The 21,882-nt window shown below is 53.1% G+C and carries 22 protein-coding genes, 1 other RNA gene and 3 pseudogenes; 11 read left to right on the plus strand and 15 right to left on the minus strand.

What is annotated here, in order from left to right; genetic code table 11:
• Window positions 1-59: 59 nt before the first annotated feature.
• The 9 genes and pseudogenes from yqjA to OGV50_RS09610 all read left to right on the plus strand — a co-directional run bounded on the left by yqjA (window position 60) and on the right by OGV50_RS09610 (window position 4,927).
• Window positions 60-722 (plus strand): DedA family general envelope maintenance protein YqjA, encoded by a 663-nt coding sequence (yqjA, locus tag OGV50_RS09570; RefSeq protein ID WP_012135234.1) that lies wholly within the window; start codon window positions 60-62, stop codon window positions 720-722.
• Between the two features lie 3 nt (window positions 723-725).
• On the plus strand, window positions 726-1,109 hold the full coding sequence (gene mzrA, locus OGV50_RS09575; protein WP_047461090.1) for an EnvZ/OmpR regulon moderator MzrA: 384 nt from the start codon (window positions 726-728) through the stop codon (window positions 1,107-1,109).
• Between the two features lie 147 nt (window positions 1,110-1,256).
• The gene (locus OGV50_RS09580) at window positions 1,257-1,625 is read left to right on the plus strand and encodes a DUF1090 domain-containing protein (RefSeq protein ID WP_049010354.1); all 369 of its coding nucleotides are present in this window, start codon (window positions 1,257-1,259) and stop codon (window positions 1,623-1,625) included.
• A gap of 41 nt (window positions 1,626-1,666) precedes the next feature.
• Window positions 1,667-1,972, plus strand: a complete 306-nt coding sequence (locus tag OGV50_RS09585; RefSeq protein ID WP_012135237.1) for an ElaB/YgaM/YqjD family protein — start codon at window positions 1,667-1,669, stop codon at window positions 1,970-1,972.
• A 2-nt stretch (window positions 1,973-1,974) separates the two neighbouring features.
• Window positions 1,975-2,380 (plus strand): annotated as a pseudogene (locus OGV50_RS09590) (phage holin family protein).
• Window positions 2,370-2,669, plus strand: a complete 300-nt coding sequence (locus OGV50_RS09595; RefSeq protein WP_012135239.1) for a YqjK-like family protein — start codon at window positions 2,370-2,372, stop codon at window positions 2,667-2,669. The pseudogene OGV50_RS09590 and the gene OGV50_RS09595 overlap by 11 nt, the downstream one beginning before the upstream one ends.
• Window positions 2,670-2,946: 277 nt before the next feature.
• A complete protein-coding gene (locus OGV50_RS09600) occupies window positions 2,947-3,339 on the plus strand; it encodes a DoxX family protein (RefSeq protein ID WP_012135240.1) in 393 nt (130 codons plus the stop codon).
• 68 nt (window positions 3,340-3,407) lie between these two features.
• On the plus strand, window positions 3,408-4,403 hold the full coding sequence (locus OGV50_RS09605) for a glutathione S-transferase family protein (RefSeq protein ID WP_049010352.1): 996 nt from the start codon (window positions 3,408-3,410) through the stop codon (window positions 4,401-4,403).
• A 158-nt stretch (window positions 4,404-4,561) separates the two neighbouring features.
• Window positions 4,562-4,927 (plus strand): DUF805 domain-containing protein, encoded by a 366-nt coding sequence (locus OGV50_RS09610; RefSeq protein ID WP_012135242.1) that lies wholly within the window; start codon window positions 4,562-4,564, stop codon window positions 4,925-4,927.
• Between the two features lie 89 nt (window positions 4,928-5,016).
• Here the strand turns inward: OGV50_RS09610 and yhaJ are convergent, their stop codons facing one another.
• Window positions 5,017-5,913, minus strand: a complete 897-nt coding sequence (yhaJ, locus tag OGV50_RS09615; RefSeq protein WP_012135243.1) for a DNA-binding transcriptional regulator YhaJ — start codon at window positions 5,911-5,913, stop codon at window positions 5,017-5,019.
• Between the two features lie 104 nt (window positions 5,914-6,017).
• Between yhaJ and OGV50_RS09620 the strand changes: the two genes are divergently transcribed.
• Window positions 6,018-6,719 (plus strand): pirin family protein, encoded by a 702-nt coding sequence (locus tag OGV50_RS09620; RefSeq protein ID WP_200029846.1) that lies wholly within the window; start codon window positions 6,018-6,020, stop codon window positions 6,717-6,719.
• A gap of 26 nt (window positions 6,720-6,745) precedes the next feature.
• The gene (locus OGV50_RS09625) at window positions 6,746-6,910 is read left to right on the plus strand and encodes a protein YhaL (protein ID WP_286488518.1); all 165 of its coding nucleotides are present in this window, start codon (window positions 6,746-6,748) and stop codon (window positions 6,908-6,910) included.
• Window positions 6,911-6,942: 32 nt separating this feature from the next.
• On the opposite strand, the pseudogene OGV50_RS23640 reads toward OGV50_RS09625, so the two are convergent.
• The 14 genes and pseudogenes from OGV50_RS23640 to garK all read right to left on the minus strand — a co-directional run.
• Window positions 6,943-7,080: pseudogene (locus OGV50_RS23640) on the minus strand (hypothetical protein); the annotation flags it as partial.
• 98 nt (window positions 7,081-7,178) lie between these two features.
• Window positions 7,179-7,259, minus strand: a pseudogene (locus OGV50_RS23645) (hypothetical protein); the annotation flags it as partial.
• Window positions 7,260-7,392: 133 nt separating this feature from the next.
• Entirely contained in the window at window positions 7,393-8,703 is a 1,311-nt protein-coding gene (locus tag OGV50_RS09630) for an L-cysteine desulfidase family protein (protein WP_071257772.1), read from the minus strand.
• 25 nt (window positions 8,704-8,728) lie between these two features.
• Window positions 8,729-10,060, minus strand: coding sequence for an SLC5/6 family protein (locus OGV50_RS09635; RefSeq protein WP_286488519.1), 1,332 nt, complete (start codon window positions 10,058-10,060; stop codon window positions 8,729-8,731).
• Between the two features lie 381 nt (window positions 10,061-10,441).
• On the minus strand, window positions 10,442-11,806 hold the full coding sequence (gene tdcG / locus OGV50_RS09640; protein ID WP_286488520.1) for an L-serine ammonia-lyase: 1,365 nt from the start codon (window positions 11,804-11,806) through the stop codon (window positions 10,442-10,444).
• 100 nt (window positions 11,807-11,906) lie between these two features.
• Window positions 11,907-12,302, minus strand: a complete 396-nt coding sequence (locus OGV50_RS09645) for an enamine/imine deaminase (protein ID WP_012135250.1) — start codon at window positions 12,300-12,302, stop codon at window positions 11,907-11,909.
• Between the two features lie 13 nt (window positions 12,303-12,315).
• Window positions 12,316-14,610 (minus strand): formate C-acetyltransferase, encoded by a 2,295-nt coding sequence (gene pflB / locus OGV50_RS09650; protein WP_047461071.1) that lies wholly within the window; start codon window positions 14,608-14,610, stop codon window positions 12,316-12,318.
• Window positions 14,611-14,642: 32 nt separating this feature from the next.
• Entirely contained in the window at window positions 14,643-15,851 is a 1,209-nt protein-coding gene (gene tdcD, locus OGV50_RS09655) for a propionate kinase (protein ID WP_058668140.1), read from the minus strand.
• A 31-nt stretch (window positions 15,852-15,882) separates the two neighbouring features.
• The gene (gene tdcC, locus OGV50_RS09660) at window positions 15,883-17,214 is read right to left on the minus strand and encodes a threonine/serine transporter TdcC (RefSeq protein ID WP_012135253.1); all 1,332 of its coding nucleotides are present in this window, start codon (window positions 17,212-17,214) and stop codon (window positions 15,883-15,885) included.
• Window positions 17,215-17,248: 34 nt separating this feature from the next.
• Window positions 17,249-18,238, minus strand: a complete 990-nt coding sequence (gene tdcB, locus OGV50_RS09665; protein WP_012135254.1) for a bifunctional threonine ammonia-lyase/L-serine ammonia-lyase TdcB — start codon at window positions 18,236-18,238, stop codon at window positions 17,249-17,251.
• Window positions 18,239-18,341: 103 nt separating this feature from the next.
• Window positions 18,342-19,280 carry a transcriptional regulator TdcA gene (gene tdcA, locus OGV50_RS09670; protein WP_047461068.1) on the minus strand — a complete coding sequence of 313 codons (939 nt, stop codon included), beginning with the start codon at window positions 19,278-19,280 and terminating at the stop codon, window positions 18,342-18,344.
• A 615-nt stretch (window positions 19,281-19,895) separates the two neighbouring features.
• Window positions 19,896-20,108 (minus strand): hypothetical protein, encoded by a 213-nt coding sequence (locus OGV50_RS09675; protein WP_286488521.1) that lies wholly within the window; start codon window positions 20,106-20,108, stop codon window positions 19,896-19,898.
• A 164-nt stretch (window positions 20,109-20,272) separates the two neighbouring features.
• Window positions 20,273-20,651: RNase P RNA component class A (rnpB, locus tag OGV50_RS09680), an RNA gene on the minus strand.
• A 32-nt stretch (window positions 20,652-20,683) separates the two neighbouring features.
• Window positions 20,684-21,829, minus strand: coding sequence for a glycerate 2-kinase (gene garK, locus OGV50_RS09685; protein WP_058668141.1), 1,146 nt, complete (start codon window positions 21,827-21,829; stop codon window positions 20,684-20,686).
• Window positions 21,830-21,882: the final 53 nt, after the last annotated feature.

Here is a 21,882-nt window from a genome sequence, read left to right on the forward strand (position 1 = left end):
TGCGGTATTGCAAACTCAAAAAACCGGCGTGACGTTAACCGATTCTCCAGGAATACTGAATGGAACTACTGACTCAATTACTGAATGCCCTGTGGGCTCAGGATTTTGAAACACTCGCCAACCCTTCCATGATTGGCATGCTTTATTTCGTACTATTTATGATTTTGTTCCTGGAAAATGGGTTGCTTCCTGCCGCCTTTTTACCTGGTGACAGTTTGCTGGTGCTGGTCGGCGTACTTATCGCCAAAGGCGCAATGGGGTTTCCGCAAACGCTCCTGCTGTTAACCGTGGCCGCCAGCCTGGGCTGCTGGGTCAGTTATATTCAGGGGCGATGGCTGGGCAACACGCGTATTGTACAAAACTGGCTGTCGCATCTGCCCGCGCATTATCATCAGCGCGCTCACCATTTGTTCCATAAACATGGTCTGTCCGCGCTGTTAATTGGCCGTTTTATCGCTTTCGTTCGTACCTTGTTACCCACTATCGCGGGTCTGTCCGGTCTTAATAACGCGCGCTTTCAATTCTTTAACTGGATGAGCGGGTTGTTGTGGGTCCTGATCCTGACCTCGCTGGGTTACTTGCTGGGCAAAACGCCTGTATTCCTGAAGTATGAAGACCAACTGATGTCATGTCTGATGCTGCTGCCGGTGGTGCTGCTGGTCTTTGGGCTGGCGGGTTCGCTGGTGGTGCTCTGGAAAAAGAAATACGGAAATCGGGGATAGAGTATGGTGAAACCACGCATAACGCTTCGACAACTGGCCTGGACAACCTCTTTTCTCGTGCTGATGAGCGTGCTTTTTCTCGTCTGGTCGACCATTCGCCAGCAGGAATCCACGCTGGCCATTCGCGCCATCCATCAGGGCGTCAGTATGCCGGACGGCTTTTCCATCTGGCATCATCTGGACGCTAACGGCATTCGCTTCAAAAGCATCACGCCACAAAATGACGCGCTGCTTATTACGTTTGACTCCAGCGCGCAAAGCGCGGCGGCTAAGGCCGTGCTGGACAGAACGTTGCCGCATGGCTATATCATCGCCCAACAGAACGGCGACAGCCAGGCCGTACAGTGGTTGACCCGCTTACGGGATAACCCACATCGCTTCGGTTAATGTCCAGGAATCCGAATCATATCACCCACTTTGGTGATTTCGCCGTTTACTGACTATGATTAATAAGGCGGACTTATTGTCCGCCGTGTTATGACCTGGATCATCGTCCCCCGGTAACGGGTTCGAATCACAATGGAAGGTTCAAGAATGAAATACCGCATCGCTTTCGCTATTACCCTTTTCACGCTCAGTGCAGGCAGCTATGCCAATACCCTCTGTCAGGAAAAAGAGCAGGATATACAGAAGGAAATTAGCTACGCCGAAAAGCACAACAACCAGAACCGCATTAATGGTTTGAATAAAGCGCTCAGCGAACTCAGAGCAAACTGCACCGACAGTAAACTGCGTGCTGACCATCAGAAAAAGATCGCAAAACAAAAAGATGAGATTGCTGAACGTCAGCGTGATCTGGTCGAAGCAAAACAAAAAGGCGATGCGGATAAAATTGCGAAACGTGAACGCAAGCTGGCTGAAGCTCAGGATGACCTGAAAAAGCTTGAGGCACGCGACTACTAAGTCAAATCAAACGTTAACGACTCACTCACCTGGAGAAAACTATGTCGAAAGATAACACTACGGAACATCTGCGCGCTGAGTTGAAATCCCTGGCTGATACGCTCGAAGAGGTGCTTAGCTCCTCTGGCGATAAGTCGAAAGAAGAGTTGAGTAAGATTCGTAGCAAAGCCGAGCGCGCGCTGAAAGAAAGCCGCAACCGTCTGGGCGAAACCGGCGATGCGATTGCCAAACAAACCCGCGAAGCCGCAGCGCGCGCTGACGACTATGTACGCGAGAACCCGTGGACGGGCGTCGGCATTGGCGCAGCCGTTGGTGTGGTGCTGGGCGTACTGCTGACGCGTCGTTAATTATGGCGGATTCTCATCACGCGCAGGGGCCAGGCAAAAGCGTTCTGGGCATCGGGCAGCGGATTGTCACTATCCTTGTTGAGATGGTAGAAACCCGGCTGCGACTGGCGGTTGTGGAACTGGAAGAGGAAAAAGCGAATCTCTTTCAGCTTCTGCTGATGCTGGGGCTGACCATGCTTTTCGCGGCGTTCGGTCTGATGAGCCTGATGGTGCTTATCATCTGGGCGGTTGACCCCCAGTATCGCCTCAATGCAATGATCGCCACCACCGTTGTGTTGCTGGTTCTGGCGCTGATCGGCGGACTCTGGACGTTACACAAAGCCCGCCAGTCAACGCTGTTACGCCATACGCGTCATGAACTGGCTAACGACCGGCAAATTCTGGAGGATGATAAGCCGTGAGCAGTAAAGTCGAACGTCAAAAGCGTAAGGCGTTGCTGCTCAGCCAAATCCAGCAGCAAAGGCTGGACCTTTCAGCCGGTCGTCGCGACTGGCTGGAAGCGACGGACAGCTGGGATCGCGGCTGGAACACGCTGATCAGCCTGCGTTCCTGGGCGCTGGTCGGCAGCAGCGTTATGGCTATCTGGACAATTCGCCACCCGAATCTGCTGGTGCGCTGGGCAAAACGCGGTTTTGGCATCTGGAGCGCCTGGCGGCTGGTCAAAAGCACGATCCGAAAACAGCAGCTGCGCGGCTGATTCCTGCACCCTTCCTCCTCGCCATCCGGCATAACGCCCGATGGCGCTACGCTTATCGGGCCTACGCATTGCTGTTGATCCAATAAGGTGTTTACACCGCTATCCGGCAATCTGTGCCCTGTCACTCAAAATTTTTGAAAATTATTGACAGTTTTCCTTGCTAACAATTGTTACATGTCACGTTTATGATTCTCTCCATCAACCGCAACGACGCGACATTCCGCGTGATTGCACAAAAAATGAAATCAGCAGCCTGAGTGGTTCCCTGGAGAGTAAAATGAAAAAATTAGAAGATGTTGGTGTACTGGTAGCGCGCATTCTGATGCCCATTCTGTTTATCACCGCAGGTTGGGGAAAAATCACCGGTTATGCGGGTACCCAACAATACATGGAAGCGATGGGGGTTCCGGGGTTCCTGTTACCGCTGACTATCCTGCTTGAGTTTGGCGGCGGTCTGGCGATTCTGTTCGGTTTCCTGACCCGTACAACGGCGCTGTTTACCGCAGGCTTTACCCTGCTGACCGCGTTCATCTTCCACAGCAACTTTGCGGAAGGCGTGAACTCACTGATGTTCATGAAAAACCTGACCATCGCAGGCGGTTTCCTGCTGCTGGCCATCACAGGGCCGGGCGCATTCAGCATCGACCGCGTCCTGAATAAAAAGTGGTAAGCACGCTATACTGAATCAAAAAACGAGGGGATATTCTCCTCGTTTTTGCTATCTGGAGGAGAGAGAAAATGGGACAACTGATTGACGGCGTATGGCATGACACCTGGTATGACACCAAGTCTACGGGGGGGAAATTTCAACGTTCTGTATCGGCTTTCCGTAACTGGCTCACCGCTGATGGCGCGCCGGGTCCGACTGGCGAAGGGGGCTTTGCCGCCGAAAAAGATCGCTATCACCTGTATGTTTCACTTGCCTGCCCGTGGGCGCATCGCACGCTGATCCTGCGTAAACTCAAGGGGCTGGAACCGTTTATCTCCGTTTCTGTTGTGAATCCGCTGATGCTGGAGAATGGCTGGACGTTTGATGATAATTTCCCGGCGGCAACCGGTGATACGCTGTATCAACACGAGTTTCTGTATCAACTCTATCTGCATGCCGATCCGCACTACAGCGGTCGCGTCACCGTACCGGTATTGTGGGATAAAAAGAATCACACCATCGTCAGTAATGAATCGGCGGAAATCATTCGCATGTTCAATACCGCATTCGATGCGCTGGGCGCCAAAGCCGGGGATTACTACCCGACAGCCCTGCGCGGAAAAATTGACGAGCTCAATAGCTGGATTTATGACAACGTCAACAACGGCGTGTACAAAGCCGGGTTCGCCACCAGCCAGCAGGCCTATGATGAAGCCGTAGAGAAAGTGTTCGAGTCACTGGCGCGTCTGGAGCAAATTCTGGGGCAGCACCGTTACCTGACCGGCGACCAGTTAACCGAGGCGGACATTCGCCTGTGGACCACGCTGGTGCGTTTTGACCAGGTTTACGTTACGCACTTCAAGTGCGACAAATACCGCATCAGCGATTACCTGAACCTTTATGGTTTCCTGCGCGATATCTGGCAGATGCCCGGCATTGCGGAAACCGTCAACTTCGACCATATCCGTAACCACTACTTCCGTAGCCACAAAACCATCAACCCGACGGGGATTATCTCAATCGGCCCGTTGCAGGATCTCAATGAGCCTCACGGACGCGACGTCCGCTTTGCAAAAGCGGGATAATCCCTTTACGCCGCCACCAGAAAACAGCCTGATGGCGGCGCTGACTCACCTTACTCGCCCGGTGCATTAAACACATTAATCATTCGAATATTTACCACCATTCCATTCACGGCTATTCTTATTTAAAAACAAGTGATTGACCGTATGTTGAGGCGAAAATGGACTGGTATTTAAAAGTATTGAAGAACTATATCGGCTTTGGCGGCCGCGCGCGTCGTAAAGAGTACTGGATGTTTATTCTGGTCAACGTCATTTTTACGTTCGTGCTGGGCGTGCTGGACAAGATGTTCGGCTGGCAACGCGCCGGGGGCGAAGGCGTGCTGACAACCATTTATGGCATTCTGATTTTCTTACCGTGGTGGGCAGTACAGTTCCGTCGGCTGCATGATACCGATCGTTCCGCATGGTGGCTGTTGCTGCTCCTCATCCCTGTTATTGGCTGGCTGGTCATCATCCTCTTTAACTGCCAGAACGGTACGCCAGGCGAAAACCGTTTCGGGCAGGACCCTAAAATTCTGCCCTGAAGTGAAGCCGGTAGATGCCTGATGGCGCTGCGCTTATCAGGCCTACGCGAGCGCCTGCACCGCCATCCGGCTAAACCGGGCTTGCGCTCTTATCTGCTGGCAAACAGTTTCGGGATTTCCCGCAGGCACCAGGCTTTAGCCTCGCCCATGCTGTCGCGTCGCCAGGCCATAATAATATCAATTTCGCTGGTCGATTCCGGGCTGACGACCCGCAGTCTTCCTTGTGCAATATCCTGTTCGACCAGCGGATACGGCATGGTCGCGACGCCCAGCCCGGCCAGCAAGGCCTGACGTTTGTCTTCAATGGTACTCACCGTCAGGCGCGGCTGTTTGTCCAGCAGTTGCACGGTCAATACCGGTCGCTCGCGGGCGGTATCCGCCACCGCCACACCACGATATTTCACGCGGGTCACTTCAGACAGCGGCTCCGGCTCCTGGTGAATCGGATGGTCCGGCGCCGCCACGTAGACGTTCATCAGCGTATACAGCTTGCGGGAGTTAATTTCTGACGACGAGCGGAAATGCATATCCGGTGCAATCACAATATCGGCCCGCCCCTGCTCCAGACGTTCCCAGGCGCCCGCCAGCACTTCCGTGATCACCGAAAGCTGGGTGTTGGCTTTCGCGGCCAGTCGGTCAATCAGCGGGAAGAAGGCTGAGGTCGGCACCAGCGCTTCTGTCACCAGCGTCAGGTGCGTTTCCCAACCGCGCGCCAGCGCTTCGGCATCGGTGGTCAGCTTGTCTGCCGCTTCCAGCAATACGCGCCCGCGTTCCAGCAGCATACGCCCCACGTTGGTGAATTTTGTCCGATGGCCGGAACGGTCAAACAGCACCACATCCAGCTCCTCTTCCAGTTTTTGCATGGTGTAGCTGAGCGCGGATGGTACGCGACCTAACTCATCTGCCGCCGCCGCGAAGCTCCCGCGTCGATCTATTGCGTCCATGACGCGTAACGCTTCCAGTGTTAACGCCCTTTCTTTGGCCATATCGTTCTCATTCAGGAAATTTGAACATACCGGGCAGAATATCTGGCTAACAATGCAGCGTCCAGCCCCTTAACATAAAAGGAAGTAAAGAGAGGTCAAGAATTATGATTACTACCCGAACAGCCAAACAGTGCGGACAGGCAGACTACGGATGGTTGCAGGCCCGTTATACCTTCTCCTTTGGACACTACTTCGACCCTAAACTGCTGGGCTATGCCTCCCTGCGCGTACTCAACCAGGAAGTGCTGGCGCCGGGCGCCTCCTTCCAGCCGCGCGCCTACCCGAAGGTGGATATTTTAAACCTGATTCTGGAAGGCGAAGCGGAATATCGCGACAGCGAAGGCAATCATGTCCAGGCGAAAGCGGGCGAAGCTCTGCTGCTCGCCACGCAGCCGGGCATTAGCTATAGCGAGCATAACCTCAGTAAAGATAAGTCGCTTACCAGGATGCAGCTGTGGCTGGACGCCTGTCCTGAGCGGGAAAACCCGTTGGTACAGAAAACCACGCTAACCGCGAGCAAACAGCAACTCCTCGCTTCCCCGGATGGAGAACAGGACAGCCTGCAATTACGCCAGCAGGTCTGGGTGCACCATATTGAGCTGAAAAAAGGCGAGTCGCTGAGCTTTCAACTGCATGGCCCACGCGCCTATTTGCAGTCGATTCACGGTACGTTTCATGCGGTAACGCATAACGAGGAGCGAGAAGCGCTTACCTGCGGCGACGGCGCATTTATTCGTGATGAAGCTAACATAACGTTAGTTGCCGACACGCCATTGCGCGCTTTACTGATAGATTTGCCTGTGTAGTCAGAAAAAATAAGGGAGTTATGACTGTGAGCAAAAAATCGGCTAAAAAGCATCAATCCGTAACCCAACCCGCAGCACAGGATGCGGCAAACGCGCCCGGGAAGTTTGGCTACGAGGAGATGCTAACCGAACTGGAAGCGATCGTCGCGGATACAGAGATCCGGTTAGCGGAAGAAGATGAAGCCGCCTGAAAAGGCGGCTTCTGATTATCGACAAACGCAATGCCGGATGGCGGCGTAAACGCCTTATCCGGCCTACGAACACAAGTTACCGTAGGCCTGATAAGCGCAGCGCCATCAGGCAAACTGAAAAGGCGGCTTCTGATTATCGACAAACGCAATGCCGGATGGCGGCGTAAACGCCTTATCCGGCCTACGAACACAAGTTACCGTAGGCCTGATAAGCGCAGCGCCATCAGGCAAACTGAAAAGGCAGCTTCTGATTATCGACAAACGCAATGCCGGATGGCGGCGTAAACGCCTTATCCGGCCTACAAACACAAGTTACCGTAGGCCTGATAAGCGCAGCGCCATCAGGCAAACTGAAAAGGCAGCTTCTGATTATCGACAAACGTCATGCCGGATGGCGGCGTAAACGCCTTATCCGGCCTACGAACGCAAGTTACCGTAGGCCTGATAAGCGCAGCGCCATCAGGCAAACCCGCGCCACAGGGTTAATGCGCCTTACTGGCCATAATTTCGATAACCTGACGGTCGGTTTGCTGCATTGCATGACAGGCCAACGCGCATAAATTCGAAATAGATTGCTCGACGTTATGCGCCACAATCCCTTCGTTGCCGGTTACCGCCGTATCATCCAGCGCCATTAACACCGCTTTCCAGGCCGCAGACGCGCTGGTCGATACCTTCATCGCACAGCTATTCGATGCGCCGTCGCATATCATCCCGCTCACGTCGCCGATCATACTGCTGATCGCCATCGCAATCGTGTTATAGCGGCCATCCATCAGCCACGCCATTCCTGCCGCCGCCCCCATTGCCGCCGTGGTCGCCGCACAGAGCGCTGACAGGCGTGGAAGCTGATGGTGAATGTAGATCGCGCTCAGGTGCGAGAGCATCAGGGCGCGCGCCAGACGTTCGTCATCCGCCCCCACATGCTCCGCCACCACCATTACGGGAACTGTCGCGGTGATCCCCTGATTGCCGGAGCCGGAGTTACTCATGGCTGGCAGCGTCGCGCCGCCCATCCGCGCATCCGAAGCTGCGCTGGTGCGAATCAGGATCGCCGTTGACAGATCGTCCGCCAGCAGACCGCGTGCGCACTGCTTTTGCAACGTCGCCCCGATATGCAGCCCCCAGGTGCCGCGCAATCCTTCCTGCGACAGCGCGCCGTTCAGTCTGGCGGCCTCCAGAATAAAGCGGATTGACGCAAACGGCACCGCATTCACAAACGCCAGAATCTCTTCCAGCGAGGTCTTTGATAAGACCGACAGCGGCGATTCTTGCGCCTCCCCCTGCACGCTTTCGGTCTGCGTAAAGATCACCCCAGTGTGAGTTTCAATGCGCACGATATTGGTGTGCCCGCCGACGATCGTTACGCAGGCCCACGCATCGCCGCTGTACACTTTAGCGCGTGAGAAGAGGATGTCGTCGCATGGCTCCTGCAACATCACCGACACCTTCCCGGCAGCCAGCATCGCTTTTGCATCCGCAATCGCCCCCGAAGAGGCGTTTTTCAACACTTCCAGCCCCGCGCTGGCATCGCCGCCAAGCGCCCCCAGCGCTGCCGCAATGGGAAGCCCAACCATCCCGGTGCCCGGCACGGTGACGCCCAGGCCATTCTTCATCAGGTTCGGCGAGACCCACGCGTCAACGCGTTCAACTTCGCCGTCAAGTTCAGCCGCGGCAACCGCCGCCGCCAGCGCCAGAGAGACAGGTTCCGTACATCCCAGTGCCGGTTTTACCTCTTCCTGTACTGCGAGGATAAAACGCTGCCATAACGGATTTTCTGTAGACTCAAACATAACAACAACCTTACTTTCAGGAAGATCAAGCAAATGCCAGGAACGGAGAAACGCACAGCAGCAAACCCGTGACGATAATCAGATACAGAGACGCGCCCTTGTATTTGTGCAGTGCAGGAACTTTGTAGACCAGCCAGGCCGGGATCAAACATCCCACCATGCCGAAGATCGGGCTACAGATAGAGGTAAAACTCAGCACCGGCGCATTCAGCACAATGGCGCTCCAGGCCAGTAAGATGGCGAAAACCATAATGCCGCGCTGCACGAAGCGTTCGTTAATCTTCTCGACAGGCATTCTGCGGCGCAGCAGGTTCATCACAATTCCCTGAGTCGCTTCGCGAAAGCCTAAGTAAACGCCGAAGAACGCGGTCATAACGGCAAAGATATTCAGGATCACGCTGACCACTTTCACCCAGCCCGCACCCGCGCCGCTAATAAACTGCGCGGCGATCGCCAGTGCAGAGATGTTCTGCTCATAGGCTTTGACCGCTTCGTCATGCCCCATTGCCAGGGTGAAAGAGACCGCGTAGAAAAAGACGGTAACAAACAGAATGCCGAACGCGATGTTCATGGCGCGCAGCGCTTTATGCCGTGCGACCTCAATGGATTTTTCGCGTGAACGATAAGAGATCACCATCGGACTCAAGGTCTGGATAAACAGGATGGAGGTCAGCGTAAACGGCAAGGTGATGATGGCGTTTTTAATCAACAGCGCCATCGGCGGCAGCGCGCCAATGTTGTACAAATGCCACATCCCGATCATTGAGACGCCGAGCGCCGCGACCACCAGCAGTTTAGTCAGCACCATGCCGGTCGAAATCTTGAACAAAAGCTGCTCGCCGCGTGACGAGATCGCCACCAGAATGCAAATCAGCACCAGTCCATAGAACGGGTTGTCGGAGAGCAAACCTTCCGTGACGCCAAAGGTGTGCAGATAAGAGGCGCTGTCGTTAGTGATGGCGGTGGAGTAGACAAACATCCAGATCACCAGCATCACAAAGTAAAGTGCGCCTAACAGGATGCCCCAGTTTTTCCCCAGATAGCCGCTGATGACGCTCGGGTAGTCTTTACATTCCGGGGACTCCGCCAGCGTGTTGATGAACAGGCGCTGGAACAGATACATCGCGGGATAGCCGATAATAGAGGAGAGTAAAAAGACCCACAGCCCCATTAAACCGACCTGCACCGGGAGAAAAACAATCCCCGCGCCAATCGCCATACCAATACTCATGATGACCCAGCCCGTGTCGGTGCTGTCGAATTTAATGGCTTCGCGCCATTCGCTTTCGGTCATCCCTGCCCGGCGCGCCGGAGCTGATGCGTCGAGTATTACGCTGTTATTCGTTGCCGTTTCCATTACGTTCTCGCTTAATATGTAGGTAGAGTTTTTTATTATTTTTCCGTGCCGCATCAAGGCGATACGCGGTACGTCGTGCGCAGGCGAGTTATTGGAGTAGTGAGGGAATCATACGCGCAGGATCAGAGAAAAACTTCACAAACAAACCCCTGTAATTTCTAAAAGTTAAGAAATATTTTCTCTTTTATAGCCAAATAAAGAATTTAATTTCTATTTTTGAAGCAGATCACAACAAAAAAGGTGCACTAAAGTGCACCTTTTTTATCATGCCATGTTGATTAGTTCATTGCCGGATGGCGGCGCTTGCGCCTTCTCCGGCCTGCAAACGTACGTAAACCGTAGGCCTGATAAGCGCAGCGCCATCAGGCACGGCTATTCACCTCAGGTACAAACGACCTTAATCGCCAACCCACCGCGCGAAGTCTCGCGGTACTTATCGTTCATATCCTTGCCGGTTTCATACATCGTCTCGATCACTTTATCGAGCGACACCCGTGGCTCAGACGTCCGCCGCAGCGCCATTCGCGCCGCATTCACCGCTTTTACCGCATTAATCGCGTTACGTTCAATGCAAGGAATTTGCACCTGCCCGGCCACCGGATCGCAGGTCAATCCCAGGTTGTGCTCCATCGCGATTTCCGCCGCAATGCAAACCTGCGATGGACTACCGCCCAGCAGTTCCGTCAGCCCTGCCGCCGCCATCGAGCAGGCGACGCCAACTTCCCCCTGACAACCCACTTCCGCACCGGAGATAGACGCATTCATCTTATACAGCGCGCCAATCGCGCCCGCAGCCAGCAGATAGCGGGCAATCGAGTTGGCATTCACCGGACGGCGGAACTTATCATAATAGGCCAGTACAGCAGGAATAATGCCGCATGCGCCGTTAGTTGGCGCCGTTACGACCCGTCCTCCTGCCGCGTTCTCTTCGCTGACGGCCAGCGCAAACATGTTGATCCAGTCGATAACGTTCATCGGGTCGCTGGAGAGGCTGTCGCTGGAGACCAGCAGACGCCTTAACGCAACGGCGCGACGCGGCACATTCAGCGGCCCCGGCAGTACGCCCTCGGTGTTCATACCGCGTTCAATCCCGGCGAGCATCACATCCCAGATGCGCGCGAATCCGGCGTCAATCTCCTCTTTGCTGCGCAGCGCCAGCTCGTTTTGCATCATCAGGCCAGAGACCGAAAGCCCGTTTCGCTCACACAGTTTCAGCAGTTCGCTGGCCGAGTGAAAATCATAAGGCACAGGCGTTTCGACATCATGCGCCTGCCCGAAACGCTCCTCTTCGACGATAAACCCGCCGCCGATGGAGTAATAGGTTTTGCTCAACAGCGTCTCTTGCCCGTTCCATGCCGTAATACGCATCCCGTTTTCATGGCGCGGTAGCGTTTCGGCGTGAAAGAGAATGCTGTCTGCTACCGGGAAATCAACAACGTGCGCGCCCTCGGCCACCGGCAGGTGTCCACTGCGCGTTACGTCTTCAATAAAGGTGGGAATCGCGTCGATATTCACGTTTTGCGGGCTGTTGCCTGCCAGCCCCATCATGATGGCGGTATCCGTCGCATGACCTTTCCCGGTCAGCGATAACGATCCATACAGATCAACCGTAATACGCGTCGTGCGGAGCAAATCACCCTTGCTGGTCAGTTGATCGATAAAACATTTTCCTGCATTCATCGGCCCTACGGTATGGGAGCTGGAAGGTCCAATGCCAATCTTAAAAATATCGAATGCGCTAATCATATCCAGAACCTCGGATTGCCGTTCAGTGGAGACCAGACATCAAATAGTTTCACACTCGTTTTTGGGATCGGGGCGATCCTGACGATCGCCCCGCAGGGGGTTACAGCGTATCGCCACGCACCGCGATAGCTTCAATCTCCAGCTTCACATCCTTCGGCAAACGGGCGACCTGCACACAGCTGCGCGTAGGGTAAGTCGCCTGATGCTCATCAAAGAACTGCTGATACACCTCGTTGATGGTGGTGAAATCGTTCAGATCGGTAATGAACACAGTGGTCTTCACGATATCGCCCACTTTCAGGCCCGCAGCTTCCACAATCGCTTTGACGTTTTCCAGGCTCTGACGCGCCTGATCGACGACATTTTCCGCGACCTCGCCCGTTTGCGGGCATACCGGGATCTGACCTGAGGTCAGCACCATACTGCCCAAATCCACACCCTGTACGTAGGGGCCGATGGCTCCCGGTGCATGTTGGGTGGCAATAATCTTTCTCATAGCGCCTCCGGCGTTATATCGCCTGGGTAAAGGTACGTGAAATCACATCCTGCTGTTGCTCGCGGGTGAGCGCATTAAAGCGCACGGCGTAGCCGGACACGCGGATCGTCAGGTTCGGATAGCTTTCCGGGTGCTCGATGGCGTCCAGCAGCATTTCACGGTTCATCACGTTGACGTTCAGGTGCTGGCCGCCTTCCACATGCGCTTCATGATGGAAGTATCCGTCCAGCAGGCCGACCAGATTGGTTTTCCGCACGCCGTCATCTTTGCCCAACGCCGCAGGCACAATGGAGAAGGTGTAGGAAATCCCGTCTTTGGCATAGGTGAACGGCAGTTTCGCGACGGAAGTCAGCGAAGCGACAGCGCCTTTACGGTCACGGCCGTGCATCGGGTTCGCACCCGGCGCGAACGGCGTACCGCCACGACGTCCATCCGGCGTGTTCCCGGTTTTCTGGCCGTACACCACGTTCGAGGTGATGGTCAGAATGGACTGCGTCGGCACCGCGTTGCGGTAGGTTGGCAACACTTTAATTTTCTTCATAAAGCGTTCAACCAGATCGCAGGCAATGCTGTCCACGCGCTCGTCGTTGTTGCCGTACTGCGGATATTCGCCTTCGATGACAAAATCGACTGCCAGCCCGTTGTGGTCGCGCACCGGTTTCACCTTCGCGTACTTAATGGCGGACAGCGAATCCGCCGCCACGGACAGCCCCGCGATGCCGCATGCCATCGTGCGATAAACGTCACGATCGTGCAGCGCCATCAGCGACGCTTCGTAGCTGTACTTGTCGTGCATGTAGTGGATGATATTCAGCGCGCTGATGTACTGCACCGCCAGCCAGTCCATGAAGTGGTCAAGGCTCTCCATCACCGTGTCGTAATCCAGCACGTCATCCATTAATGGCGCCGTTTTCGGCCCAACCTGGATTTTCAGCTTCTCATCCACACCGCCGTTGATTGCATACAGCAGCGTTTTAGCGAGGTTGGCGCGGGCGCCGAAGAACTGCATCTGCTTACCGATGACCATCGGGCTGACGCAGCAGGCAATGGCGTAATCATCGCTGTCAAAGTCAGCGCGCATCAGATCGTCATTTTCATACTGCAAAGATGAAGTGACGATCGACACCTGTGCCGCATACTTTTTAAAGGCGACCGGCAGCGCTTCTGACCACAGCACGGTCAGGTTCGGCTCTGGCGCAGGCCCCATCGTGTGCAGGGTATGCAGATAGCGGAAGGAGTTTTTGGTCACCAGCGTGCGGCCATCCAGCCCCATACCGCCGATCACTTCGGTTGCCCAAATCGGATCGCCGGAGAACAGCGTGTCAAATTCCGGCGTGCGCAGGAAGCGCACCATGCGGATCTTCATGATGAAGTGGTCGATCAGCTCCTGCGCCTGTTCTTCCGTTAAGATCCCGGCTTTGAAGTCTCGCTCAATGTAGATGTCGAGGAACGACGCGGTACGGCCCAGCGACATTGCGCCGCCGTTCTGCGATTTCACCGCTGCCAGATAGGCGAAGTAAAGCCACTGGACGGCTTCCTGCGCGTTACGCGCCGGACGGGAGATATCACAACCGTATTTGGCGGCCATTTCCTGCATTTGCAGCAGCGCACGACGGTGTTCGGCCAGCTCTTCACGCAGGCGAATCGTCGCTTCAAGGTTCTGCCCCCACTCCAGATTTGACTGGAGGTCGGCAAACTGCAACTCACGCTCGCGCACCAGATAACGGATACCGTACAGCGCAACGCGGCGATAGTCGCCGATAATGCGCCCACGGCCGTAGCCATCCGGTAAGCCGGTCAGCACCCCGGATTTACGGCAGCGCAGCATATCCGGCGAATACGCGTCGAATACCCCCTGGTTATGGGTTTTACGCAGCTCGGTAAACTGATATTCAAAATCAGCATCCATTTCACGACCATACGCCTGGAATGAGCTTTTGATCATGTTGATGCCGCCAAACGGATGCAGCGCGCGCTTGAGTGGCTTATCGGTTTGCAAACCGACGATTTTTTCCAGCTCCTGCTCAATATAACCCGCGTCATGGGCAGTAATGGTGGTCGCAATATTGGTATCGAAATCGACTGGCGCATGCGTCGAGTTTTCAATACGAATACCCGCCATAACTTTTTCCCACAATGCGGTAGTCGCAGGCGTGGCTTCCGCGAGGAAGGATTCATCTCCCTCATAGGGTGTATAGTTGTGCTGAATAAAATCACGGACATTAATTTCTTCTTTCCAGTCCGTACCTTTAAAGCCAAGCCAGGCTTCGGCATACAGCATATCGCTGGTATCGATATTTACCTTCATGAAAAATAGTCTCTCTACAGAACAACAATAAATTATGCAAATTCCACAGGTGCGTTAACTTTGCCTAAATGAATAGCGTCGAGGGCAATCATTTTTTCTTCATTCGTTGGAATGACGGCACAAATAACGTTGGTGTCTTTGCTGGAGATAATTCTTTCACCGTGAGAATTAGGCAGGCTATTCATCTCGTGATCTAATTTCACGCCCAGAACAGCCAAATGCTCAATGACCAGACGGCGAATTAACACGGAGTTTTCGCCAATCCCCCCGGTAAAAATAATACCGTCCAGACGGTGTAACGATGCGGCATGCCCGGCAATGTGGCGGGCAATACGGTGCACAAAGGTTTTAATCGCCAGTTGCGCACGTTCATGCCCTTCATGCCAGGCTTTTTCCAGCACACGTAAGTCAGATGACAGACCGGAAATCCCCAGCAAACCAGACTCTTTATTCACCACGCGTTCCATATCGCCCAGCGTCTGGTTGGTTTCGCTGGCAATCCACGCCATCGCGCCGAAGTCCACATCGCCGCTGCGGGTGCCCATCATCAGCCCTTCCAGCGGGGTCATCCCCATAGAGGTATCGACGCTTTGACCGTTACGAACGGCACAGATAGAAGCGCCATTGCCCAGATGCGCGACAACCAGACCCGAGTCCTCTTCCGGTAGCGCAAGAAGGTCATGCGCACGTTGCGAGACATAGCGGTGCGAGGTGCCATGAAAGCCATAGCGCCGGACGCCCAACTCCTCAAAATATTTCCACGGCAAGCCGTACAAATACGCTTCAGGCGCCATCGTTTGATGGAAGCTGGTATCAAATACCGCCACCTGCTGTACGCCCGGGAAAAGATGCTGCGCCGATTCAATTCCGCTTAAATTGGCGTAATTATGTAACGGCGCTAAAGGAGAAACCCGGCGGATATTCTCGATAACTTCATCCGTAATAATGGCTGACGCCGTAAAGATATTTCCGCCGTGGGCAATACGGTGGCCAATTAAGGCCACGCTGTCGATTAAATTACGTTTTTCCAGTTCAAACGCAATCGCCTTTAATGCGCCTTCGTAGCTGTGGTGAGCCAGCTTAGCTGGCTCTCCTCCATTTACGGATAAAAACGCATCTTCAGAATTAATACCGTCCGCAATTCCTGCCATTAACACATCGCAATGGGTTGCATCCAGTACTGAAAACTTAATGGAAGACGATCCACAGTTAATCACCAGAACTACCGGAAATTCATTCATTTCACTACTCCGCTCATCCTGAGCTAAAGGATTAGAACAGTTTGTACACGATATTCAGGATGGTCAGCAGACCAATCACGGTCACAAACACGTTATCCAGACGACCACGGTATTTCGCCAGTGACGGCGCTTTACGGATGGCGTACATCGGCAGCAGGCAGAGCAGCGAGGCAATGATCGGCGCACCCATTGCTTCAATCAGGTCCAGGATGTTCGGGTTGGCGTATGCCACAACCCAGGTGGAACCCATGATGAAGATCATGCTGATGGTGTTGAGTTTGCCCAGTGAAACTTTGGTTTTATCGCCTTTGTAACCAAACTTCAGCACCAGACCGTTCAGGCCTTCCAGCGTGCCCAGATAGTGACCGAAGAATGATTTGAAGATAGCGACCAGTGCGATGATGGAAGCCCCGTACTCCAGAACCGTAGCAAACGTTGATTTAGTGCCAGACAGCGACGCAAAGTGGTTCGCCAGATATGAGAGCACCGGAATGTTCTGCGCTTTCGCATCCGCCATGTTGGCCGGAGAGAGCGTGAACAGGCAACTGAAGGCGAAGAACATCACCACGGCCACCATCAGCATGCTGGCGCGGGAGATGATCTGTGAACATTTACGCTCAGTAAATTCACGACCAAAGTCTTTCTCATACTCTTCACGTTTGGAAACCACGAAAGAAGAGACGATAGGCGAGAAGTTAAAGGAGAACACCATGATGGAGATACCCAGCCACACGGTAACCAGAATGCCGTCATGCCCGGTTAACGCGATATTGCTGAGATCCACCTGATCGATAACCGCAGAGTTCCAGTAAGGGATCAGCGACAGAGAGATCAGCACCAGGCTGGCAATGAACGGCCATACCAGGTAGCTCATCACTTTAACCATCAGGTCTTTACCAAACCAGATAACGAAAGCCATCAGCAGCAGCAGGAACAGCGCCACAAAGCCACGGTTAAGCGCCGGCATCTGCAACTGGTTTTCCCAGAAGGTCATAAAGGTGTTGGTAATGGTTACGCCATAAATCCACAGCAGCGGACAGATAGCGAAGAAGTACAGGAACGTGATGACCACGCCGCCTGTTTTACCAAAGTGCTCTTCTACCGTTTCTGTGATGTTGCCGGAAGGGTTAGAACCGGAAAGACACAGGCGCGCCAGCGCACGGTGGCAGTAAAACGCGATGGGGTAGGCCAACACCAGCATCAAAAGAATCGGGATCAGCCCGCCAAAGCCTGCGCGAATAGGGAAGAACAACACCCCGGCGCCGATGGCAGTACCAAATAGTCCCAGTGTCCATGTGGTGTCCGATTTACGCCAGGACGACTGTTTTGTCTGGCTGGATACAATGCTATCAGTAGTACTCATATCCTATCCTCAACGAAAAGATTAATAGCCGGGTTTAAGCGTCAACTAAGCCCGTAATTTGCGATACACGAGAAAGATCGATATTGCCGCCAGAAATAATGCTGACCGTTTTTCTGTTCTGGATATAGCTATCTAATTTCCCGCTTAATAATGCGGCACATGCCAGTGCGCCAGCGCCTTCAGTGACGACTTTATTGCGCTGAATTAATGCAATCATGCTGTTACGAATTTCATCTTCGCTGACCAGGACAATGTCATCCACTAATTCACGAACAATCTCATACGTTAAATTACCCGGGCGAGAAACATCACAACCATCCGCTAGGGTGCCGGTCGTTCGGTGAGTGGTTATTTCTCCTGCATGATAAGATGCCGCCATGCCGTGTACGTTTTCGGACTGTACGCCAATAACTTTAATTGTCGGGTTAATGGATTTAATAGCAATCGCAACACCGGCAATCAGACCGCCGCCGCCAATTGGTACAATGACGTTATCGACATCATACAGATCTTCCATAATTTCCAGGCCAATTGTTCCCTGCCCGGCAATCACTTTCGGATCGTCATAAGGTGGAATAAAAATGCGGCCTTCAGTCTCAACAATTTCGCTCACTTTGGCGATGGTATCGTTGAAGTTGTCACCGTGCAGCACCACTTCAGCGGAGTAGTCGCAGGTGGCCGCCACTTTGGACTTCGGCGCGCCTTTCGGCATCACGACTTTGCCGTCGATACCGAGCATCGCGCAGGAGAGAGACACCCCTTGCGCATGGTTACCGGCAGAGCAAGCCACCACGCCTTTACGTTTTTCTTCTTCCGTTAATGAACTGAGTTTGTTAAACGCACCGCGGATTTTAAAAGAGCCCGTGCGTTGCATATTTTCGAACTTAAGGAATATTTCGCCTTTGCAGCGCTCGCTGAAATAGTTAGAGCGCGGCATACCTGTTTTATAAATTTTCCCCGCAAGTCTTTTTTTCGCTTCGAGGATATCTTCAATCGCAACCGGGAGATCGTATGTAATATGCATTATAACCTCTTAACCTGGGTATTAAGGTAAAATAAATAGTCAGTACCAACGTCTGATATTCAGACAGATGGCATCAGTTTTTGATTTAATTAAATTTAATCCGTTACTTAATTTCTATTAATTGCTTTCGTCTGCAACCATTATAAGATGAATATTCTTTGGCTAATTCCACCAAAACCGATGCTGCTTTTTTAATCCGATAATTTTTAGACCAGATCGCGGCATAACGCGCGACCGGTAAATCTTCCTCTACTGGAATCGTAATAAACTGGTTTGAACCGAATGGAGATGTCATATCGCAGGGAATGACGGTCAGAAAATCAGCATTGAGAACAAGATTATAAATAGTGACAACGGAATCTGTTTTAACGATGTTTTCACTGCTGATGCCATTTCTTTGTAACGTGGTGAGGAGTTCGCTGTAGTAGCCCATATTCGTTTGTGGCAACACCCACTGTTCGTTCTGCAACGATTCCAGTGTGGTGATGCCGGTGCATGTTCGGGACTTACTGGCCACCAGGACAAACTCTGACTCAAAAAGCGGCTCCACGTGTAGATCCTGTAGTTTCATCTCATCACTGAGCGTGCCGATAGCGAAATCCAGGCGTCCGTCGCGAATCGCGGGCAGGAACGAGGAGAGCTGCGCTTCATACATCGACACCTGCGCTTTTGGGAACACCTCTTTAAATTTATGAATCATGTCAGACATAAAGGTAAAGCCAATCAACGAAGGAAAACCAAACGAAACGTCGACCACCGTGTTGCAGGTCATGCTGTTCATCTCGTTCACCATGTTTTTCATTTCACGGGTGATGGATTCAGACCAGGTAAGCAGCACCTGACCTGCGCTGGTTAACGTGACACCGGTATTTTTGCGAACGATTAACTCAACGCCAAAATAGGCCTCAACATCATTGATAATTTTACTTACAGCAGGCTGAGTTAACCCTAACTCTTTTGCGGCAGAACCGATAGAACCACTTCTAATGACTTCCTGAAAGACCACCAAGTGCTGTGTTTTAGGGAGAAGAATAGTATTCATATCGACCTGCACTAATTACTTTGTTGACGGCATGAAGTGTACCAAATAAAGGTTACATGGTTATGTGCGACTACTCACAAATTAACTGACCTTACATTTTGTAAGCTTATTTTTTAAAAAATAAACCATTTACTATCAACAAGTTGAAAGAACCAGACTGCACTTTATCATGATTTTTGTCAAAAAATCATGAGGGGATAACAATATTTTATGGCGATAACATATGCGTTTCATTCGCTATTTTACAAATTCGGGAAAGACGATAATTCAATCAATTATCGCATAATTAACACGCAGATTTACGTTTAAATTTAACGGACAATTAATCAAAAATAAGTACAATTACGCCCTTATTGGGATTAAAGATTGTGGCATATCACATTTTTTCTTCTTATTTGTTTGTAAAAAAACATTACACACACGAATATTTAATTCATTTAATACACGTCATTATCATTACCAACAATATATTAACACTGTGATTGTCAATTTTTGTAGCGCGTAATTTTGTGATAGCGATCAACAGCCAATCTTTTATCCGGTTAAAAAATCACCACACAGCGTTTTGTGTTAGTGGTCACAGAACAAGAAATATCTTTTGGCGGGGAGATTATGTTACGCAGCGAGATCGGGCACCTTCTGCGGGGAATCCGCCGGATGGCGACGCTCACGCGTCTTATCCGGCCTACCAAAGCGCTCTGCCACAGGACTGATAAGCGCAGCGCCATCAGGCAACGTACGCGGAGAATCTGCCGGATGGCGACGCTCACGCGTCTTATCCGGCCTACAAAAAGCACTCAGCCACAGGACTGATAAGCATAGCGCCATCAGGCTACCTCTGCGGGGAATCCGCCGGATGGTGACGCTGGCGCGTCTTATCCGGCCTACCAAAGCACTCTGCCACAGGACTGACAGCGCAGCGCCATCAGGCAGTACCGGGAACCCAAACGCTATGAAAGCAAAAACCCGCCGAAGCGGGTTTTTACATGAAGAGGTGAAACTGACCGATAAGCCGGGTTCTGTCGTGGACAGTCATTCATCTAGGCCAGCAATCGCTCACTGGCTCAAGCAGCCTACCCGGGTTCAGTACGGGCCGTACCTTATGAACCCCTATTTGGCCTTGCTCCGGGTGGAGTTTACCGTGCCGCGAACTGTTACCAGCCGCGCGGTGCGCTCTTACCGCACCCTTTCACCCTTACCTGATCCCGCTTGCGCGGGCCATCGGCGGTTTGCTCTCTGTTGCACTGGTCGTGGGCTTGCGCCCCCCAGGCGTTACCTGGCACCCTGCCCTATGGAGCCCGGACTTTCCTCCCCTCCGCCCGTCTCCCCCGAAAGGGACGACGACGAAGCGGCGACTGTCTGGTCAGCTTCGGCGCGCAGTATAGAGGGTTTGCACGCCATTGTCACCCTGCACTGCGCATTCCTATCGCCAGCGTTGCGGCGATGTTTCGCGAGGCGCGGTAGATATTATCAAACGCGCCGCGAAAGGCTTCATCCAGCGTGCCAATGCGGGTAAGCACGCTGAACACGGCATCAATACCATGCTGATGCACCACTCCCACATCATGCGTCAGACTCCCCGCGATCCCAATCACTGGCTTATGATACTTTTTCGCCACACTGGCGACGCCTATCGGTACTTTGCCGTGAATACTCTGGCTGTCGATGCGTCCTTCGCCGGTGACGACTAACGCGCAGTCGTGGATGTGTTCTTCCAGATTGAGCGCCGTGGTGACTATCTCAATGCCGCTGCGCAACTCTGCGCCGAGGAAAGCCATTAAGGCCGCCCCCATCCCGCCAGCCGCGCCCGCGCCGGGGACATTTTCCACATCCACGCGCAGCGACTTTTTAATCATGTCGGCATAATGAGCAAGATTGCCGTCCAGTTCATGAATGAGCTTTTCGGTCGCGCCTTTCTGCGGCCCAAAGATTCGCGACGCGCCATTTTCGCCCGTCAGTGGATTGGTCACATCGCAGGCCACCCGGATAGCACACGTTTTTAAACGCGGATCGAGACCAGAGATATCAATCGCATTCAGGCTGTTCAGGCTGCCGCCGCCGTTCCCAATTTCAGTACCGTTCGCATCCGTTAATCGGGCGCCCAGCGCCTGCACCATGCCCGCGCCGCCGTCATTGGTCGCGCTGCCGCCAATGCCGATGATAATGCTTCTGGCGCCGTGCTCCAGCGCATGCAGGATCAGCTCTCCGGTACCGCGCGACGTGGTAATCAACGGATTACGCTTTTCTGGCGGAACCAGCGCCAGCCCGCTGGCCGCCGCCATTTCAATAAACGCGGTGCTGCCGTCCCCGGACATGCCCCAGTTGGCCATGACGGTCTCCCCCAGCGGCCCCGTCACAAAAGCGGTATACTGCGTTCCATGCGTGGCGGCAATCATGGCTTCGACCGTTCCCTCTCCGCCGTCAGCGACCGGGATAGAAACATACTGCGCATCGGGAAAAATTTCCCGGAATCCTTTTTCTATCGCCTGCGCAACTTCAGCGGCAGAAAGGCTTTCTTTATAAGAGTCTGGGGCGATTACGATTTTCATAGTTGTAGCCTGTTACTGCACAACGCCGGATGGCGTTTCACTTATCCGGCCAG

The sequence above is a fragment of the Citrobacter sp. CK180 genome (assembly GCF_030333655.1).
Classification (GTDB): Bacteria; Pseudomonadota; Gammaproteobacteria; order Enterobacterales; family Enterobacteriaceae; genus Citrobacter_B; species Citrobacter_B koseri.

Bases quoted from the DNA above. Each gene is read 5' to 3' on its own strand.
- yqjA (WP_012135234.1), top strand. From the start codon at position 60: ATGGAACTACTGACTCAATTACTGAATGCCCTGTGGGCTCAGGATTTT.
- mzrA (WP_047461090.1), top strand. From the start codon at position 726: ATGGTGAAACCACGCATAACGCTTCGACAACTGGCCTGGACAACCTCT.
- OGV50_RS09580 (WP_049010354.1), top strand. From the start codon at position 1,257: ATGAAATACCGCATCGCTTTCGCTATTACCCTTTTCACGCTCAGTGCA.
- OGV50_RS09585 (WP_012135237.1), top strand. From the start codon at position 1,667: ATGTCGAAAGATAACACTACGGAACATCTGCGCGCTGAGTTGAAATCC.
- OGV50_RS09600 (WP_012135240.1), top strand. From the start codon at position 2,947: ATGAAAAAATTAGAAGATGTTGGTGTACTGGTAGCGCGCATTCTGATG.
- OGV50_RS09605 (WP_049010352.1), top strand. From the start codon at position 3,408: ATGGGACAACTGATTGACGGCGTATGGCATGACACCTGGTATGACACC.
- OGV50_RS09610 (WP_012135242.1), top strand. From the start codon at position 4,562: ATGGACTGGTATTTAAAAGTATTGAAGAACTATATCGGCTTTGGCGGC.
- yhaJ (WP_012135243.1), bottom strand. From the start codon at position 5,913: ATGGCCAAAGAAAGGGCGTTAACACTGGAAGCGTTACGCGTCATGGAC.
- OGV50_RS09620 (WP_200029846.1), top strand. From the start codon at position 6,018: ATGATTACTACCCGAACAGCCAAACAGTGCGGACAGGCAGACTACGGA.
- OGV50_RS09630 (WP_071257772.1), bottom strand. From the start codon at position 8,703: ATGTTTGAGTCTACAGAAAATCCGTTATGGCAGCGTTTTATCCTCGCA.
- OGV50_RS09635 (WP_286488519.1), bottom strand. From the start codon at position 10,060: ATGGAAACGGCAACGAATAACAGCGTAATACTCGACGCATCAGCTCCG.
- tdcG (WP_286488520.1), bottom strand. From the start codon at position 11,806: ATGATTAGCGCATTCGATATTTTTAAGATTGGCATTGGACCTTCCAGC.
- OGV50_RS09645 (WP_012135250.1), bottom strand. From the start codon at position 12,302: ATGAGAAAGATTATTGCCACCCAACATGCACCGGGAGCCATCGGCCCC.
- pflB (WP_047461071.1), bottom strand. From the start codon at position 14,610: ATGAAGGTAAATATCGATACCAGCGATATGCTGTATGCCGAAGCCTGG.
- tdcD (WP_058668140.1), bottom strand. From the start codon at position 15,851: ATGAATGAATTTCCGGTAGTTCTGGTGATTAACTGTGGATCGTCTTCC.
- tdcC (WP_012135253.1), bottom strand. From the start codon at position 17,214: ATGAGTACTACTGATAGCATTGTATCCAGCCAGACAAAACAGTCGTCC.
- tdcB (WP_012135254.1), bottom strand. From the start codon at position 18,238: ATGCATATTACATACGATCTCCCGGTTGCGATTGAAGATATCCTCGAA.
- tdcA (WP_047461068.1), bottom strand. From the start codon at position 19,280: ATGAATACTATTCTTCTCCCTAAAACACAGCACTTGGTGGTCTTTCAG.
- OGV50_RS09675 (WP_286488521.1), bottom strand. From the start codon at position 20,108: ATGGCGCTATGCTTATCAGTCCTGTGGCTGAGTGCTTTTTGTAGGCCG.
- garK (WP_058668141.1), bottom strand. From the start codon at position 21,829: ATGAAAATCGTAATCGCCCCAGACTCTTATAAAGAAAGCCTTTCTGCC.